At 72.4% G+C, this 17,169-nt stretch carries 15 protein-coding genes and 1 riboswitch; of the genes, 10 read left to right on the top strand and 5 right to left on the bottom strand.

From position 1 onward, the window contains the following. Nucleotides 1–73: 73 nt before the first annotated feature. Entirely contained in the window at nucleotides 74–2,389 is a 2,316-nt protein-coding gene (locus AC3WRT_RS18545) for a glycoside hydrolase family 31 protein (protein WP_492724545.1), read from the bottom strand. 96 nt (nucleotides 2,390–2,485) lie between these two features. Here AC3WRT_RS18545 and AC3WRT_RS18540 point away from each other — a divergent pair, with 96 nt between their 5' ends. Continuing rightward, the gene (locus AC3WRT_RS18540; protein ID WP_492724544.1) at nucleotides 2,486–2,890 is read left to right on the top strand and encodes a cupin domain-containing protein; all 405 of its coding nucleotides are present in this window, start codon (nucleotides 2,486–2,488) and stop codon (nucleotides 2,888–2,890) included. An 11-nt stretch (nucleotides 2,891–2,901) separates the two neighbouring features. Next, a complete protein-coding gene (locus AC3WRT_RS18535) occupies nucleotides 2,902–3,291 on the top strand; it encodes an SRPBCC family protein (protein WP_492724542.1) in 390 nt (129 codons plus the stop codon). A 27-nt stretch (nucleotides 3,292–3,318) separates the two neighbouring features. On the opposite strand, the gene AC3WRT_RS18530 is transcribed toward AC3WRT_RS18535, so the two are convergent. The 3 genes from AC3WRT_RS18530 to AC3WRT_RS18520 form a co-directional block, all read right to left on the bottom strand. Further along, nucleotides 3,319–4,962, bottom strand: a complete 1,644-nt coding sequence (locus tag AC3WRT_RS18530) for a hypothetical protein (protein WP_492724541.1) — start codon at nucleotides 4,960–4,962, stop codon at nucleotides 3,319–3,321. 331 nt (nucleotides 4,963–5,293) lie between these two features. Continuing rightward, entirely contained in the window at nucleotides 5,294–6,436 is a 1,143-nt protein-coding gene (locus tag AC3WRT_RS18525) for a hypothetical protein (protein ID WP_492724539.1), read from the bottom strand. A 1-nt stretch (nucleotide 6,437) separates the two neighbouring features. Beyond that, a complete protein-coding gene (locus AC3WRT_RS18520; protein WP_492724536.1) occupies nucleotides 6,438–6,797 on the bottom strand; it encodes a hypothetical protein in 360 nt (119 codons plus the stop codon). A 259-nt stretch (nucleotides 6,798–7,056) separates the two neighbouring features. Between AC3WRT_RS18520 and AC3WRT_RS18515 the strand changes: the two genes are divergently transcribed. Together AC3WRT_RS18515 and AC3WRT_RS18510 are read left to right on the top strand one after the other, a co-directional pair. Continuing rightward, nucleotides 7,057–7,773 carry a hypothetical protein gene (locus tag AC3WRT_RS18515; RefSeq protein ID WP_492724535.1) on the top strand — a complete coding sequence of 239 codons (717 nt, stop codon included), beginning with the start codon at nucleotides 7,057–7,059 and terminating at the stop codon, nucleotides 7,771–7,773. A 110-nt stretch (nucleotides 7,774–7,883) separates the two neighbouring features. Then, nucleotides 7,884–9,428 (top strand): S8 family peptidase, encoded by a 1,545-nt coding sequence (locus tag AC3WRT_RS18510; RefSeq protein ID WP_492724532.1) that lies wholly within the window; start codon nucleotides 7,884–7,886, stop codon nucleotides 9,426–9,428. A gap of 126 nt (nucleotides 9,429–9,554) precedes the next feature. Here AC3WRT_RS18510 and AC3WRT_RS18505 read toward each other — a convergent pair whose 3' ends face one another. Continuing rightward, nucleotides 9,555–10,835, bottom strand: coding sequence for an MFS transporter (locus AC3WRT_RS18505; RefSeq protein ID WP_492724530.1), 1,281 nt, complete (start codon nucleotides 10,833–10,835; stop codon nucleotides 9,555–9,557). 48 nt (nucleotides 10,836–10,883) lie between these two features. Here AC3WRT_RS18505 and AC3WRT_RS18500 point away from each other — a divergent pair, with 48 nt between their 5' ends. From AC3WRT_RS18500 to AC3WRT_RS18475, 6 genes are all read left to right on the top strand, one after another. Then, nucleotides 10,884–11,906: a pirin family protein gene (locus AC3WRT_RS18500; RefSeq protein WP_492724528.1), complete on the top strand. Its 1,023-nt coding sequence runs from the start codon at nucleotides 10,884–10,886 to the stop codon at nucleotides 11,904–11,906. 126 nt (nucleotides 11,907–12,032) lie between these two features. Next, a complete protein-coding gene (locus AC3WRT_RS18495; RefSeq protein ID WP_492724526.1) occupies nucleotides 12,033–13,049 on the top strand; it encodes a zinc-dependent alcohol dehydrogenase family protein in 1,017 nt (338 codons plus the stop codon). Between the two features lie 210 nt (nucleotides 13,050–13,259). After that, nucleotides 13,260–13,937, top strand: a complete 678-nt coding sequence (locus AC3WRT_RS18490; RefSeq protein ID WP_492724524.1) for an alpha/beta hydrolase — start codon at nucleotides 13,260–13,262, stop codon at nucleotides 13,935–13,937. A gap of 190 nt (nucleotides 13,938–14,127) precedes the next feature. Beyond that, entirely contained in the window at nucleotides 14,128–14,502 is a 375-nt protein-coding gene (locus AC3WRT_RS18485; protein ID WP_492724522.1) for an iron chaperone, read from the top strand. 268 nt (nucleotides 14,503–14,770) lie between these two features. Then, a riboswitch (cyclic di-AMP (ydaO/yuaA leader) is annotated at nucleotides 14,771–14,959 on the top strand. 5 nt (nucleotides 14,960–14,964) lie between these two features. Continuing rightward, nucleotides 14,965–15,876 (top strand): CHAP domain-containing protein, encoded by a 912-nt coding sequence (locus AC3WRT_RS18480; protein ID WP_492724520.1) that lies wholly within the window; start codon nucleotides 14,965–14,967, stop codon nucleotides 15,874–15,876. Nucleotides 15,877–16,096: 220 nt separating this feature from the next. Beyond that, a complete protein-coding gene (locus AC3WRT_RS18475) occupies nucleotides 16,097–17,167 on the top strand; it encodes an alkene reductase (RefSeq protein WP_492724518.1) in 1,071 nt (356 codons plus the stop codon). Nucleotides 17,168–17,169: the final 2 nt, after the last annotated feature.

Here is a 17,169-nt window from a genome sequence, read left to right as displayed (position 1 = left end):
CCGATCGGGGGGCGTATGCCGTCCGCTCCCGCCAACTGGGTCGGCGCAGCCCCCCTCCTGGTCGGTTCACGACCTACGGCGCCGCGTGGCGCACGACATCGAAGCGCGTGCGCGCGTGGCCGGCATACCCGGGGCCCGAGGTCGTGTGGTCGACGAACACCTCACCGCCCTCCCGGGCCACGACGACCGTCGTCGTGAGCCGCTCCGGCTCCCCGGCCGCCACGGTGAGGCCGTCGTCCTCGACGAGCACCGACTCCCAGCGGCCGTCGACGACCGGCTCGAAGACGTGCAGCTCGATGCTCTCGGGCCGGTGGCCGTCGGTCGAGGTCGGCGCCTCGGCCCACATCGGCACCGCGGCGCCGGCCCGCACGAAGAGCGGGATGCGCTCGAGCGGCGTCTCGACCGTGATCCGCTGGCCGCCCGGGTGCAGCTCGCCGCTGTGCCAGTCGTACCAGTCGCCGGCCGGGAGGTAGACGGGGCGCGACGTCATGCCGGCCTCGGTGACGGGCGCGACGAGCAGGTCGCGGCCGAAGAGGTACTCGTCGTCGAGGTCGACCACGGCCGGGTCGTCCTGGAAGTCGAGCACCAGTGGCCGCTGCACGGGCTCGCCCGTCTGGGTCGCCCGCACGAAGGCCGAGTAGATGTAGGGCATCAGCCGGTAGCGCAGCCGAATGGCCTCACGCGCCAGCCCGAGGACCTCGGGACCGAACGACCACGGGTACTGGTCGACCATGCCCGTCTCGGAGTGGTTGCGGCAGAAGGGAGTCAGCGCGCCCATCTGCATCCAGCGCACGAAGAGCTCCGGGTTGGTGTTGCCCTGGAAGCCGCCGATGTCGGCGCCTACGAAGGGCTGGCCCGACAGGCCGAAGCCGCACGCCATCGGCATGCTGACCCACAGGTGGTCCCAGCGGGCCTGGTTGTCGCCCATCCAGTTCGCGGCGTAGCGCTGGATGCCGGCGAAGCCGGCGCGCGACAGGATGAACGTGCGCGCCTCCGGCTGGGCGGCGCGCAGGCCCTCGATCGTGCCCATCGCCATGAGCAGCGCGTACTGGTTGTGGAAGCGCTCGTGCGAGGCCCCGCCCTTGTCGAAGAGCATCGCCTGGGGCGGGATCTCCCCGGTGGCCGGCTCGTTCATGTCGTTCCAGATGCCCGCGAGCCCCGACTCGACGTGCTTGGCGTTGAGCTGGCCCCACCACGCCCGTGCCTCCGGCGTGGCGAAGTCGGGGAAGACGGTGTTGCCCGGCCAGACCTGGCCCACGTAGGTGTCGCCGCCCTCGGTGCGGCAGAAGACGTCCTTGGCGAGCCCGTCCTCGTAGACCTCGTAGCCGGGGTCGTGCTTGACGCCCGGGTCGACGATCGTGATCGTCCGGAACCCGTCGTTGGCGAGCCCCTTGAGCATGCGCTCGGGGTCCGGGAAGCGGTCCGAGTCCCACGTGAAGACGCGGTAGCCGTCCATGTAGTCGATGTCGAGCCACATTGCGTCACAAGGGAACTCCTCGTCACGCAGGCGCTTCGCGATCCGCTCGACGTCCGCCTGGGAGTAGGCGTGCCACCGGCACTGCTGGTAGCCGAGGGCCCAGATCGGCGGCAGCGACGCACGGCCGGTCAGCCAGGTGTAGCGCTCGAGGATCGAGGCCATCGACGGGCCGGCGAAGACGTACTCGGTCCACTGGCCGCCGAGGAAGGTGAAGCGGTACTCGTCCTCGCCGCTGAACTCGTAGGCGGCGCGGTAGCCGTTGTCGACGAAGGAGCCCATGGCGGCGCCCGTGGCGGCGTCGCGCTGGTAGAAGAACGGGATCGTCACGTAGTAGGGGTCGAACTCCGTGCTAGTCATGTCCGAGCGCAGGTCGTCGAGGTCCAGCCCGGCCCGGAACTCCGCCGTCGCATGCTCGTTGAGGACGTCGGTGTTCCACATCGTGAAGTCCCGGCCGCGCCGGTTGAGGTGGCCGCCCTTCTCGCCGAGGCCGTAGACCGCATCGTCCCGGCCGATCCGGCGGCGGGTCGTCCACACGTCGTTGAGCGTCGCGTACGTCCAGTAGCGGCCGTCGGCGTCCGCAGCCGACTCGATGACGACCGACCCGTCCGTCCGGTGGACGTCGACCCTGAACGGGTCCAGCCACAGCGTGACCACGAGATCGTCCGTGACGACCCGCCACGCGCCGTCCGACTCCTCCGCCCGCCAGTCGACCGCGCCGTCGAGCGGGTCGACGCACACGGCATACGTCGGCTGCTCGTCGAACGCCCCGCCCCGGCTCAGCTGGATGCGGACGACGTCGGGGCGCACGGGGTCGATGCGCAGCAGCTCGCCGTGCAGGCGGGCCAGCAGGCCACGCTCGGTCTGCTCGACGGAGTCGACGCGCTCGAATCGGATGAAGTGGTCGGTCCTCATGCCCCAACCCTGCCGCACGAGCCGCTCCCCTGACGACCCGCATCCCACCCCACGTCGAGTGGGCACTTTCCCTCGCCGGAGGAGTTGGATGGAGGCATGACCGAGCACCGAGACCCCGCGCAGCCCTGCACCCATGTGGCCAGGGACGCCCTCAGCCCGGCAGACCCGACGCCCGGGATGAGCCGGCAGGTGGCGCTGCACACCGAGTCGATGTGGTCGGGCACCGTCGACACCGAGGCCGGCACCGTCTCCGGATGGCACCACCACGGCGACCACGACACGACGCTCTACGTCGTCTCCGGGCGGATGCGCCTCGAGTCCGGTCCGGGCGGCGAGGTGGTCGTCGAGGCCGGGCCGGGAGACTTCCTACGCGTGCCCGCGGGAGCGGTGCACCGGGAGTCCAACCCCGGCGACGACACCTCGCGCGCGGTCATCGTGCGCTGCGGGTTCGGCACGCCGACCGTCAACGTCGACGGGCCCGCGCCCGGCGAGCCGGGCTGAGGGGGACGCCCATGCGCTCGTCCATCACCGTCACCGGCGACGCGGACCCGGCCATCGCGTGGAGCCGCTACGAGAACGTCTCCCTGTGGTCCGCCTGGTCACCACAGATCCAGGACGTCATCACCGCGACGCCGCACATCGCGCCCGGGCTGACAGGCCTGGTCGTCGGTCCGCTCGGCGTGCGCGTGCCGTTCGAGGTGCTGTCGGTCGACGCCGAGGCGATGCGGTGGCGCTGGCACGTGCGGTACGGCCCCGTAGGGGCCACTCTCCACCACGCCGTCCGGGCAAGGCCGGGCGGCTGCTCGACCGAGCTCGTCATCGACGGGCCGGCACCGGTCGTGCTGGGGTACCGGCCGCTCGCGACACTCGCGCTCCGCCGCCTCGTCCGAAGCGAGCTCTGAGCCCGCCGAGGCGGGGCCGACCACACCTCAGGTGCTCGGCGACGCCTCCAGCAGCTCTTCGCGCACGCCTTCACTGACGTCCGGGGCCGCCTCGTTCACCGGACGGCCCGCCTCCCGGCACGCGGCGACGATCTCGCCCAGCGCCCCGTCGGCGTCGGCCGCCGGCTGCAGCGCGGTGACCTCCAGCTCTGGTCCGTGCAGGCGTATGCCGTGTGGCAGCGCCGAGCGCGTCACGAGCGGCATCGGGTCGGCACCGAGATGCCGCAACGACACGTCGTGCCGGTCGAGCCGACCGACGTAGACCGGCTCCACGCCCTCAGCATCGCCCATCGGGCGGACGACCACGACGTTCACGTCGTCGGTCGCGGGCGCGATGCTGAGGACGTGCCTGGCCGTCGCGAGCACGGCGGAAGCCAGCCCGGCGGCATACGCCCCGTTGCGCTCGCGTGGGCTGCGCGCGCTCCACGTCGAACGGCCTGTCGGGGACGGTTCCCGTGACTCATCGCCCACGATGTCGATGGTCGGGAAATGCAGGAGGACGGTCACGTAGGCACGGCCGGTGACCGGGTCGGTGCCGGCGTCGAGGCAGGTGGCCTCGCTGCCCGCGATCCGTTGCGCCTCGTCGACCACGGCGACGACGGCGGCGGGGTCGTGCGTCCCGAGCAGCTGCCAGGCACCGGTGGCGAGAGCCTCGCGACGCTCGGCCAGCACCCGCCGCGCGACGCCGCTGGCACGGACCAGCTCTGCCGCCTGCTGCACTGCGGCCGCCTTGCGTTCCTGGGTCTCCGCGCGCGACAGCCCCGGACCGATGCCCCCGACCATGGCGAGCGCCCGCTGGTGCAGTGCCGCGACCTCTGCCTTCGTCACGGCAGCGAGTGGCGTCACCGTGGGCGGGCGGATCGCCGCGAAGTCCAGGCGGTGCAGAGAGCACAGGTCACGCTCGACGGCCAGCGCCTCGTCCCGATCGCCCGCGCGGCGGGCGACGAGGGCACGCCGCGTGAGCTCGTGGAGGGACAGCGCGCTCGTGACGCGTGGCCGAGCGGTCCGCGCCTCGACAGCCTCAGGCCGCGCCGCGGCCGGGCGACCTGCCGGCAGCTCGTCGGTCGGGCCCCGCCGACCGCCGAGCAGCAGGCGGAGCCCGCCCAGACGCGTACCTCCGCCTGGTCCGTCAGCCGTCTCGCCGTGAAGGGGTCGGGCGCTCGTCGGCCGGAGGCCGCGCGTCGCCGCCTCGACGGCCGGTGTCATGACGTCGGCCAGGGCCATCGCCTCGACGGCGCCGGCGCGGAGCTCGACGCGCAGCCCGGACGGGTGGGCCACGAGCCGCAGCAGCGGGGAGAGCAGAATGCCGGCTGCCCGCTCTGCTCCCTCGGTGCCGTGGCTTCCGTCGGCCCGGGCATCGGTGGCCTCCAGCTCGGCAGGAGTGGCCGCGGCGTCCACGGGCAGCTCACCGGGTGCGTCGGGCGAGCCCTGCGGGTGGTAGTACTCCCGGCCGGCCCTGGTCTGCGGTCTGCCGTTGGCGGGCATCCCGCCGGCCGAGAGGCGGTCCCGCTCCGCCAGGAGCGTCGCGAGCGTCACCGTCGACGCTGCGGAGCCGATCGGGAAGAGAAGCGAGCTCGGCAGCCGCGGGCCCGTGCTGCCCGCAGACCCCTTGCCCCGACGCGGGACGCTCACCGACCAGAACCTCCACCCTTCCGGGGGATCCGGCCAGTCGCCGTCCGGCAGCCAGTCCGCGCCCGGGACCCACGTCCCCGACGGCAGGGGCCAGCCCGGTGGTGGGTTGAATTGAATCGTCACAGCACGGCCCCCTCGAAGCACTCCCCGTCGGGCGGCATCTCGCCCGTCCGGGCCTGCAGCCGAGGGACGGTTCCCACACCCGCAGCACCCGTTTCCGCAGGGTAGCGCCGGATCGGTCCGCTTGGTCGGGCTTGCGCAGATCGCGTATGCCGTCCGCTTCCCATGAGCCCATCCGCGCGGTCCGGACACCGTTCGAACGTGGAGGAGCTCAGACGACGGGGTCCTCGAGCAGCTCGTCGATCTCGTGGTCGGAGAGCGCGTCGGTGCACCGCCGGACGATCTCGATCACGTCGGCGTCCGGGGCGGCAGCCACCAGGTCGTGCGCGGGCCCGTCGAACTGCATCGGCCGGACGGCAGAACCGAGCAGGAGCGGCACGGGGTCGGCGAGCGCCGGCCGAAGGGTCACGGCCTCTCGGCTCAGCGTGCCGACGTAGATCGGCTCCAGGCGGTCGCCCGCCTCGGTGGGTCGCACGACGAGCAGGTGCACGTCGTCCGCGGCCACGGCGATGCTGATCGTCAGGCGGGCGGCGGCCAGGGCGAAGGAGGCGAGCCCGCTGAGGTAGAGCGCGTTGCGTTCCGCCCGGGTGCGCCGGCGCAGCATCCGCCGGCCGCTCGACGACTGGCCCGGCCCGCGCTCGGCGACGATGTCGAGGCTCGGGTAGCGCGCGACCACCGTGACGTGGCTGCGCGAGCTGTCCTCGTCCCAACCGGCATCGACGCAGGTGCAGCCGCAGCCAGCCGCCGCGAACTCGGCGTCCAGCTCGGCGATGACGGCGACCCGGTGATGCCCTGAGAGGTCGTTCCACTCGTCGTCGAGCACGGCGGCGCGGTGCTGGGAGATGACGACGTTCGCGACGTCGAGCGTCTGGCCGAAGCTGCCGGCCTCGGCCTCGGCGACGGCCCTGGCGCGGCTGCGTTCGCCGCGCTTGAAGACCGACACCTCGGTCAGCGCGGCACGGAAAGCGTTGCGCTGCCAGGCGGTTCGGTCCTTGGGCGACAGCGTCACCGCCGGCGGCGGCTCGGGCCGACGCCTCGGCGCGTGGCTGTGGAGGTGCAGCGAGACGAGCGCCTCCTCGATCGCCTCCAGCGCCTGGAGGTCGCCACTGTCCTGCGCGTGCCGGGCTCGCTCCTCGAGATCGGTGAGGTTCGCCCGCTCGTTGTCGCCGTCAGTGGGTCCAGCGCCGGGGGTGCCGCGGGAGCCGATGCCCGTGGCGACGCGCACGCTCGCGACGGGGGCAGCGGCACCTGCCGCGCCGAGGCCTCCACCCGGTCCGGACGCGAGGAAGGCCCTCAAGCCGGACGCGGAGGAGCGGAGCCGCACCTCGGGCGCGACCCTGAGCGGGGGCTCCACGTCAGGCGTCCACCCGGGCGACCGGGGCCAGCAGGCTGTCGAGCTCCCAGGAGCTGTCCGCGGTGGGGCGGTCCTCCGTCGACGCGGCGGCCTTTGCGGGGACCGTCGAGGTGGCCCGGGCGTGCAGGCTCGCGATCCAGGTGCCGCGGTCCGTGCCGTAGCCGGGTGCACCCGGACCCGCGCCTGCACCGACGGCGTATGCCGCGTAGGCCGTGGGCTTGGCGGCCCGGTCCACGACCGTCCAGAAGGTCCAGCCACTTGGCGGGACCGGCCAGCTGGGGTCCGGCATCCAGTCCTCGCTGGGGGTCCAGGACTCGGACGGGACGGGCCATCCCGGAGGAGCGTTGAAGCGCACCGACATGTCTACCCCTTCGACGTGTTCCGCGACGGAGCCCGTCGCGACCCCGACTCCACAGTCGCACGCTACGGCCAAAGCCGGTCAAAGTCTCCGAAATGGACAAATGGACCCCGGCGCGGCGCCCTGCTCATGCCACCTCCGAGGCCCCCACCAAGGCCACCCACCGAAGGCGCCGGCCGAGGCCGTCTCTCAGGGACCGTTCGGGGGAGGCTCGGGGTCGACCCCGATGGGCACCGAGCCGCGACGCCGCCACGCTGGTGGCATGACGACGACCACCCTGGCCCCGGAGCGGCCGACGAGCGCCCCGCAGGGGGCGACGAGCGCGCCGGTGCGCACCTCCACCTCCGTGCGGACGACGACCGACCGCATACCGCTGCTCGCGCTGGTGGCGCCGCTGCTGCTCTTCGCCCACGGCATCGTCGCGTGGGTCGACGGCCTGGACGCCCTCGACGGCCTGGACCCGCACGGCGGCTCCGCGGCCCTGGGAGGTCTGGGCGGGTTGGACGGTCTCGGCGGTCTCGGCGGGCTGGCTGCGGCGCACGACCAGGGCGCACTGTCGGTGGCTGCAGGGCTGCTGCTCGTGCTGTCGGTCGGTGCGTTCGCGTGGCTGACGGCGAGCCTCGGCGCGCGGGTGCACCGGCTTCCCGTCGCGGTCCCCATGACCCTGCTCGCGGCGTTCGGCGCCGGCGCCACGGCTGCCGTCTGGCTGGGCCGGCTCACCGGTCTGCTCGGCGACACTGCCCCGTCCGCCCTCTCGTCCGGCGGCGAGGTGCTGGCCGGGCTCGCGCTCGCAGTCGTCCTGGTGGCCCTCGTCCTCGAGGCGCGGCTCCCGGTCGGGTCCTTCGTGCTCGCCGGAGTCGCCGCCGCGGTGCTGCTCCTCCCCTGGGGTCTGGGACCGCTCGCGTCGTTGATCCTGCTCATCGCCCTCGCGCCCCTCACGCGGCACGAAGCCGACGACAGCACAGGCCGCGACGTGTAGCGAAGTGGTGGCGTCGCTCGGCGCGCGAACTCGTCGGTAGCCCCCCAAGATGGGCAGATGCGCCCAGAACGGGCGCTGGCACAGTCCCTCACACCACGGGAGCTCACCACATGCGACACCCCAGCCTGACCAGACGCGGCGTCGTCGCCGTCGCGTCGCTCGCCCTTGCCTCCACCGCCGCCATCGGTGGCGTCGCCACCGCCGCCACCCAGGCCGAGCCGGCCTCGACCCCGGTCACCATCAACACCCCCGACGGCCAGCTCATGAGCTACGTCGTCAACGCCCGCATCGCCAACCCGGGCCAGACCCGCCTCGTCGAGACGGCCGTCAAGGCCGCCGGCGGCGTCGTCGTCCAGTCCTGGCCGCAGATCGGCGTCGTCATCGCGCACTCGAAGGTCTCGACCTTCCGCGCGGACGTCGTCGCCAAGGGCGGCAACGCCGTCGAGTCCGTCGGAGCAACGCGCACCGTCCCGGTCTCCGAGGGCACGCCCGAGGACGCGGGGGCGTCCTGGGGCCGTGGCGCGTCCGGCTACAAGCAGGGCGCCAAGAAGGCCTTCAACGGCGACCTCGAGGCCGACGCCGCGCCCGCCCAGGCCGCCGATCCCCGCGAGGTCGAGCAGTGGGACATGGCGATGATCAAGGCAGACCAGGCGCACAAGATCACCGACGGGTCCCGCAACGTCCTCGTCGGCGTGCTCGACAGCGGCATCGACGGCACCCATCCCGACCTCGTGCCCAACATCGACGTCGCGGACTCCGTCAACTGCAGCGACGCCGGTCGCCCCGACCTCTCGGCGACCGGCTGGTACGACAACAAGGGCGCCGGCGGCTACCACGGCACCCACGTGGCGGGCACGATCGCGGCGGCCCGCAACGGCATCGGGATCGTCGGTGTCGCGCCGAACGTCCGGCTGGCGTCCGTCAAGGTCGTCAACAACGCCGGCTTCATCTACCCGGAGTACGCCGTGTGCGGCTTCGTGTGGGCCGGCCTCAAGCACATGGACGTGACGAACAACAGCTACTACGTCGACCCGTTCGAGTTCTACTGCGACGACCAGCCCGACCAGCTCGCCGCCAAGGAGGCCGTGCGCCGAGCCGTCGAGTGGTCGACGAAGCAGGGCGTCGTCCACGCCGCGGCCGCGGGCAACTCGGCCCACGACCTGAGCGACAAGTCGTCGTTCAAGGACACGGGAAGCCCTGACGACGGCACTGCGGTGACGCGCACCCTGAACAGCGGCTGCAACGACATCCCGGCCGAGCTCGACGGCGTCGCGACCGTGAGCTCGGTGCAGCGCTTCCCCGCCGGGACGCTCGACTACCGCCTCTCGAGCTTCTCCAACCGGGGTCTCGGCGTCATCGACGTCGCTGCGCCGGGATCGACGATCCTCTCGACGCTGCCGCGCACGACCGCGGCCTCGGGCTACGGCAACCTCAGCGGGACCTCGATGGCGTCGCCGCACGTCGCCGGCGTCCTGGCCCTCATGAAGTCGGCTCACCCGAGCTGGACTCCCGCCCAGATGATCGACAAGCTGCGGGTGCAGGCCGACGACAAGGCGTGCAGCGCCGCGACCGGTGGCCCGGCCTGCGTGGGCCCGGTCGAGGACAACAGCTACTTCGGCGAGGGCCTCGTCGACGCCCTCGACGCCGTGAGCTGATCCTCCCCGACCTCCCCTCCCCGAACGCGGTGTTCGGTGTCGAACTCAGTGTTACACCACGGTTTTCGACACCGAACGCCGCGTTCGCGCATGTTCGGGGGGCGGATCAGGCGCGGTCAGATCAGGTCAGGCGGGGCAGGGGTGATGCCGCAGGGAGTGGACGGTGCGCGCCAGCAGGACGAGCGCGACGAGCTGGCTCACCGCCACGACGACGACCAGCACCGGAAGCGACCGCTCGTAGAGCCACCCCGCCACGAGCCCGCCGACGATCGCGAAGGCGCCCTGGACGCCCGCGAAGACTCCGTAGGCCGTCGCTCGCCTCGGCGCCTCCACGACCTCCGCGACGAGCGCCTTCACGGTCGAGTCCTGCACGCCGTAGGCGAGGCCCCAGACCGCGACCCCGACGAGCGACAGCGCCACCGAGCCCGACAGGGCAAGTGGGGGCACGAGCGCGACGAGCAGCGGCACGGCATACAGCACGGCGCCGCCGCGGCGGTCGTAGACGAGGCCCACCCCGAGGGCCGCGAGCGCCTCGACGGCCATCGCTCCGGCATACACGACCGGGACGGTGGCGACGGGGACGAGGCCCTCGACGGTGAGGTGGTAGCCGATGATGCCGAAGGTGACGAGGCCGCCCGTCATCAGCCCGGCCGCCAGGGCGTAGCCGAAGAACTCGCGCGGCAGGCCGGACCCGACCGCGTCGGCGAACCAGCCACGCAGGCCGCCGCCACCCGGACTGGCCTGTGCCGCAGGGACGGCGGCGCTCACGGCGTCGTAGACCGACGGGTCCGGCACCCGCGAGCGGATGACGGCGAGCAGCAGCATGGCCGCGGCACCGGGGATCGCGAGGACCGCCATTCCCGGCCAGATGACCCCGGTGGCCGCGACAACCGCCGCCACGAGCAACGGCCCGGCGAAGGCGCCCACCTGGTCGAGCGCCTTGTGCACACCGAAGCCGCGGCCCCGGCCGACCGCCGTGGCGACGTGGGCGAGCAGTGCGGACTTCGACGGGCTGCGCACCGCCTTCCCCGAACGCTCGAGGAGGATGAGGACCGAGGCCAGCACCACCCCCGCCCCCGCGACGAACGGCGTCACGGCGAGCAGCGGCACGCAGACGGAGGTGAGGCCGTAGCCGAGGATCGTCAGGCTCCAGTAGCGGCCGGTGCGGTCGGCGAGGGGCCCGAAGACGAGACGCAGCACGAGCGCCATCGCCTCGCCGGCGCCGGTCACGAGGCCGACGACGACGGCGGTGGCGCCGAGCGAGGCGAGCAGCGGGCCGTACATCGAGCGGGCGCCCTCGTAGACCATGTCGGCAGCGAGGCTCACGAAGCCGAACCACCAGACGACCCGCCACGCCGACCAGCGCCCGGCGCTGAGGGCGGGAGCGGGTGCAGCCGGATCCGTCATGCGAGGCAACGTAGCAACCAGACCTGCGACCGGGCCTAGCCTGATCAGGTGAGCAATCCTGACCGCCACCCCACCGAGGTCGTCTGCGGCGAGGACGAGTCGACCGGGTCCGGAACCACCCCCGCCATTCCCGCCGCCTTCGTCCTGCCCTACCGCGAGGTTCCGCTCGGCGGGCCGCGCGCGATGCCCGTGCGACGCAGCCTCCCCCAGCGCGAGCGCTCGCTCATCGGGGCGTGGTGCTTCGTCGACCACTACGGACCCGACGACGTGTCGCAGACCGGCGGCATGGTCGTGCCCGGCCACCCGCACACCGGTCTCCAGACCGTGTCATGGCTCTTCACCGGCGAGGTCGAGCACCGCGACACGACGGGCGCCCACGCGTACGTCCGCCCGGGCGAGCTCAACATCATGACCGCGGGCGCGGGCATCGCCCACTCGGAGTACTCCACGTCCGGCACCACGGTGCTCCACGGCGCCCAGCTGTGGGTGGCGCTGCCCGAGGCGGACCGCTTCACCGCGCCGGGCTTCGAGCACTACGCGCCGCCGGTCACCGAGGTCCAAGGGGCCCGGGTCCTCGTCTTCCTCGGCTCGCTCTTCGGGCAGCGCTCGCCCGTGACGATGTTCTCCGACCTCGTCGGCGCCGAGGTGACGCTCGAGGCCGGCGCCTCGCTCACCATCGACGTCGACCCCGGACATGAGCACGGACTGCTTTGCGACACGGGCGTCCTCACGGTCGGTGACGCGACGGCCAAGCCGGGCGAGATCGCCTTCCACGCCATCGGGACCGAGCGGATCACCGTCCGGGCCGGCGTGGACGAGCCGGCACGCTTCCTCGTGCTCGGCGGCGCGCCCTTCGGCGAGCAGATCGTCATGTGGTGGAACTTCATCGGCCGCAGCCACGACGAGGTCGTCGCCTTCCGCGAGGACTGGCAGCGCGAGCGCACGCTGCGCGAGCAGGGGTCGTACGCCGCCGCGGAGCTTGGCTCCCGGTACGGCACCTTCCCCGAGGCCTGGAGACACACCCTCCCCGCGCCCGAGCTGCCCAACCTGCGCCTGCGCTCCCGCGGCTGACCGGCTACGAAGGAAAGTGCCCACTCGACGTGCCAAATCCCGTCGAGTGGGCACTTCCCCACGGTCGAGTGGGCACTTCCCCACCGCCGGTTTGAGCCCGCACGGTGGCGGGAGAAGGATGGGCGCATGCGTGCCACGACGATCCATGCCCCGGGTGACATCCGCCTCTCCGACGTCCCCGACCCCACCATCGAGGAGCCGACCGACGCCGTCGTGCGCGTCGTCGCCGGCTGCATCTGCGGCTCCGACCTGTGGCCCTACCGCGGCGCCAACCCGATCACCGAGGGCTCGACGATCGGTCACGAGGCCGTCGGCGTCGTCGAGGCGGTCGGCGGAGACGTCCGCGAGTTCAGGCAGGGCGACTTCGTCGTCATCCCGTTCGTCCACTGCGACAACACCTGCCCGCACTGCCGAGCCGGCATGACCTCGGTCTGCGACCACCAGGGCTGGACCGAGAGCGGCCAGGCCGAGCTGGTCCGCGCCACCCAGGCCGACGGCAGCCTCGTCAAGACCGATGGCATGCCCGACGACGCCCTCATCCCGTCGCTGCTGACTCTGGCCGACGTCATGGCGACGGGCTGGCACGCGGCCGTCTCCTCACGGGTGCGTCCCGGCGGGACCGCCGTCGTCGTCGGCGACGGCGCGGTCGGCCTCTGCGGGGTCATCGCCGCCAGGGAGCTCGGGGCCGAGCGCATCGTCGCGATGTCGCGGCACGAGCCGCGCCAGGCGCTCGCCCGCGAGTTCGGCGCCACGCACGTCGTCGCCGAGCGTGACGACGCCGGCGTCGAGGCGATCCTGGAGCTGACCGACGGCGTCGGAGCCGACTCGGTGCTCGAGTGCGTCGGCACCGACCAGTCGATGAAGACGGCCTTCCGCATCGGCCGCCCCGGCTCGACCGTCGGCTTCGTCGGCGCCCCGCACGGCGTCGAGCTGCCCGTCCGGCAGATGTTCGTCCGCAACGTCGGCCTCGCCGGCGGCATGGCCCCGGTGCGCACCTATCTGCCCGACCTGCTGGAACGTGTCCTCGACGGCCGCATCGACCCGGGCAAGGTCTTCGACCTCACCCTCCCGCTCGACGAGGTCGCCGAGGGCTACAAGGCCATGGACGAGCGCCGCGCGATCAAGGTCCTCCTGCGCCCCTGACCCACCACTCGTCCGGCGTCGGCTGATCGCGTATGCCGTTTGACCAAACCGTTCGGGCGCCCGCTCCGAAGGGCTACCGTCACGAGCGGGCCCCCGGTTCGTGGCCTCTCGACGGTGGGAGCGGTGAACGGTGGGGCAGTGACCGGGCACACGGCATGCGTCCGACCCCCTCGGCTGACCACTCTCGGCCCCTCGACGACGGAGCACCACGTGACGGACGCCCGGCTCATCGACACGGCCGCGCCGAGGGAGCCCAGGGGCGTCGCCCTCGTGCTCCACGGTGGCGGGGCCAGACGTGAGCCGATGCGGGTGAGCCCGGCCCAGCTGTCGGTGCTGCGGATGGTGCCGATCGCGCACCGCATCGCCCGCGCCGGAAGGGGCGAGCTGGCCGTCCTGCGGCTGCTCAACTCGACGCGAGGCTGGGACGCCCACCACACCCCGGTCGACGACGTGCGCTGGGCACTCGGCCTGGTCGCCGAGCGGTTCGGCCCGGACCTGCGGGTCTGCCTCGTGGGGCACTCGCTCGGCGGACGAGCGGCCCTGCTCGCGGCCGCGGAGGAGCCGGTCTTCAGCGCCGTGGCGCTCAACCCGTGGGTCTACCCGACCGAGGGGCGCCTCGACGTGGGCGGGCGCCGGGTGCTCGTGGTCCACGGCGACGATGACCGGGTCGCGAGACCCGCGAACTCCGCCGCGGTCGCTCGGGACCTGACCAGGACCGCCGATCAGGTCGGCTACGTCACCGTCAAGGGCGGCAAGCACGCGATGGTGGGCCGGCACGCAGTCTTCGACGGCCTGGCCGCCGACTTCGCGACCGCGACGCTGCTCGGCCGCCGCCCGCACGGTGTTCTCGCGCGGGTGCTCGACGGCGAGCGGTGGGTCGACGTCTGACCGCTGCGCGCCGCCCAACACACCGACGTCGGGGAGCTCCTGCGTCGAGCCGCACCCGAAACGGCACGGTACGCACATTTCTGACGGTCTGGTCAGTGAGTGAGAACTTGTTTTGCGCGCGTCCGTTTTGCGCAATAGGGTCGGGATGACCCCTCCAACGACCGGTCCGGAACTGAAGTGAGGACCAGGATTGGCCCCGAGATTTGCGTCCGTCGATGACTACATCGCCTCCTACCCCGAGGAGACGCGAACCCAGCTCGCAGGGGTCCGACGCACGATCAGCCAGGCTGCCCCGCACGCCGGCGAGAAGATCAGCTACGGCATGGCGACGTTCACGGTCGACGGCAAGCCGCTGATCTACTACGCCGGCTGGAAGAACCACGTCGGCCTCTATCCCGTGCCGACCGGCGACGCGGACTTCGAGGAGGCGATCGCGCCCTACCGCCGCGCCAAGGACACCGTGCGCTTCCCGATCACCCGCCCCGTGCCCCTCGAGCTGGTCACCCAGATCACCCACCTGTGCCTCGAGCGGCGCGCCGCCGTGTCGGAGAAGTCCGAGAGCTGAGCCCCAGGACGTCGAGGCGCAGGCACCGAGACGGGGCCGGGCTACCCGAGGCACGAGGGCTCCGCTCGCGGTTTGGATGTGAACCGCGTCACACCCCGCACCGGTCATGCGCTCGTAAAGGCGGTCAAAACGGACGTCAAAGCCTTGTTACGGCGCGTCGCCGTTACCGTGGCGTGACTTTTGCCAGTTGGCTCGTCTACTCTTCCGGAAGCCCGGCCACCTGGTCGGGCTCTCGTGAGGTGGACCGCCTAGTCCCGTCACCGCCTGACGAGAGAGAGCAAACCTTGTGACGGGAGCGGAGGAACCACGAGTTTCTCCGGGCGTCCGGCGTAACGACTTCGGACGTCCTTGGGGTGAAGATCTCGCCCGCCGACACGACTCGTTCGTGAGGTGGGTGAGGACCGGGCACCTTTCCGCCCGAACCCGACAGCTAACTTCGTAGGCGCGGAGAGGTTCAACAGCGTGAACAACGAGACCATTCGCGGTCGCCACCGTGCGCCAGGCCGCTACAACCCACTCATCGAACTCAAGCTCATCGCCAGTGAGTCGGCTCAGCCGGCCATCAAGGCGGGAGCGGTCGTCGCAGCAACCGGTGGCCTCGTCGCCACCTTCGCCAGCTCGGCGAGCGCCGACACCCTGTCCCAGGCCCCGGCCGGAGTCGCCGCTGCTGGTGTCGGGGCGGCTCCCGCCGCCGTCGGCCCGGCGACCGCGACCCCAGCGGCTCCGGCCGCTTCGACGGCGCTGTCGAAGATCGGCTACGCTCCCGCCGCCCAGCAGGTCGCCGCGCAGCGCGTCGCCACGCCGAAGCCGCAGGTCATCAAGGACGTGCAGGTCGAGCAGGAGCGCGCCGAGGCCAAGGCCGTCGCCGCCAGCAAGGCTGTCGCCGCCAGCAAGACCCTGGCCGACCGCAAGGCTGCGGCCACCCGCGCCTCGCGCGACGTCACCCGCAAGACGCTGACGACGAGCACGTCGGCGACCAAGTCGCGCAGCAACGCGTCCGTTCCGAGCGCCTCGTCCGGCATGCGCGCCTCGTCCAACTGGGCCACCGCCGGCCAGTGCACCTGGGGCGCCCTCAACAAGTGGTACCAGTCCGAGGGCTACTACCCGGGCGGCTGGACCGGCAACGCGATGGTCTGGGCCTCGGGCGCGCGGTCCGCGGGCTACACCGTGAGCTCCACGCCGCGTACGCGCTCCATCATCGTCATGCAGCCCGGCGTCGCCGGCTCCTCCAGCGTGGGGCACGTCGCCTGGGTGACGGCCGTCAACGGCAACAAGGTGTCGATCATCGAGATGAACGCGATGGCGGGCGCCTACAACTACAACACCCGCACGGTCACCCTGAGCGGCGGCATGTCGTTCATCTACGCTCCGTGAGCCGAGCCGCTCGCTGACGCGGCTTCGAGAGGGGAGGATGCCTTCGGGCATCCCCCCCTCCGGCGTACCTGCCCGGTCCTTCCTGCGACATCGCCCACACTGCGGGCACATGGGAATGATCGGCCGCTCCTGCTCCTTGTCGCCCAGGTAGTTGAAGTCTCCACCGCCTCGGTGGCGGCCCCGACAGATCCGACAGTCCCCACACTTCAGGAGCAGGCCTGTGAGCACGGCTTTCGAGAGCATCCGTATCGGCCGCTGGGACCTCCCCCAGCGCTTCGTCATGGCACCGCTGACGCGCAACCGCGCGGGTGAGGGCCAGGCGCCGACCGAGCTCAACGCGCAGTACTACGGCCAGCGCGCGAGCGCCGGCCTGATCATCACCGAGGGCACCCAGCCGAGCGCCGTCGGCCAGGGCTACCTCGACACCCCCGGCATCCACTCCGACGAGCAGGTCACCGGCTGGCGCCTCGTCGCCGACGCGGTGCACGCGGGCGGCGGACACGTCGTCGTCCAGCTCATGCACGCCGGGCGCGTCGCGCACCCGGACAACAAGGGTGGGCTCGAGAGCGTCGCCCCGAGCGCCATCGCCGCGCCCGGCGAGATCGTGACCGCGAGCGGCCAGCAGGCGTATGCCGTCCCGCGCGCCCTCGAGACCGAGGCGATCCCCGCGCTCGTGGCGGAGTTCGTCCACGCGTCTCGCCAGGCCATCGCCGCCGGGCTCGACGGTGTCGAGATCCACGCCGCGAACGGCTACCTGCCGCACCAGTTCCTCGCCCCGTCGAGCAACCAGCGCACCGATGCCTACGGCGGCTCGCCCGAGAACCGCGCGCGCCTCACCGTCGAGATCACCAAGGCCGTGGCCGAGGCGATCGGCGCCGACCGCGTCGGCATCCGCATCTCGCCGGCGCACAACATCCAGGGCGTGTTGGAGGAGGACGAGGCCGACACCGCCGCGACGTACGAGTCGCTCGTCGAGGGCATCGCGCCGCTCGGCCTGGCCTACCTCAGCATCCTCGGCGACCCGGAGTCCGACATCGTCCGCGACGTGCGCAAGCGCTTCGGCGGCCCGGTCATCCTCAACACCGGCTTCGGCAAGGTGACCGAGCTGGCCGACGTCGAGGACATCCTCGAGCGCGACCTCGGCGACCTCGTCGCGGTCGGGCGCGAGTTCCTCGCCAACCCGGACCTCGTGCGGCGCTGGCGCGAGGGCGCTGCCCTCAACGAGCCGAACCCGAAGACGTTCTACGGCGGTGGCGCCGAGGGCTACACGGACTACCCCGCCCTCCCCTGACC

The organism is Terrabacter sp. FW104-15G4B (assembly GCF_058790095.1).
This window is presented reverse-complemented; position numbering and strand designations above follow the sequence as displayed.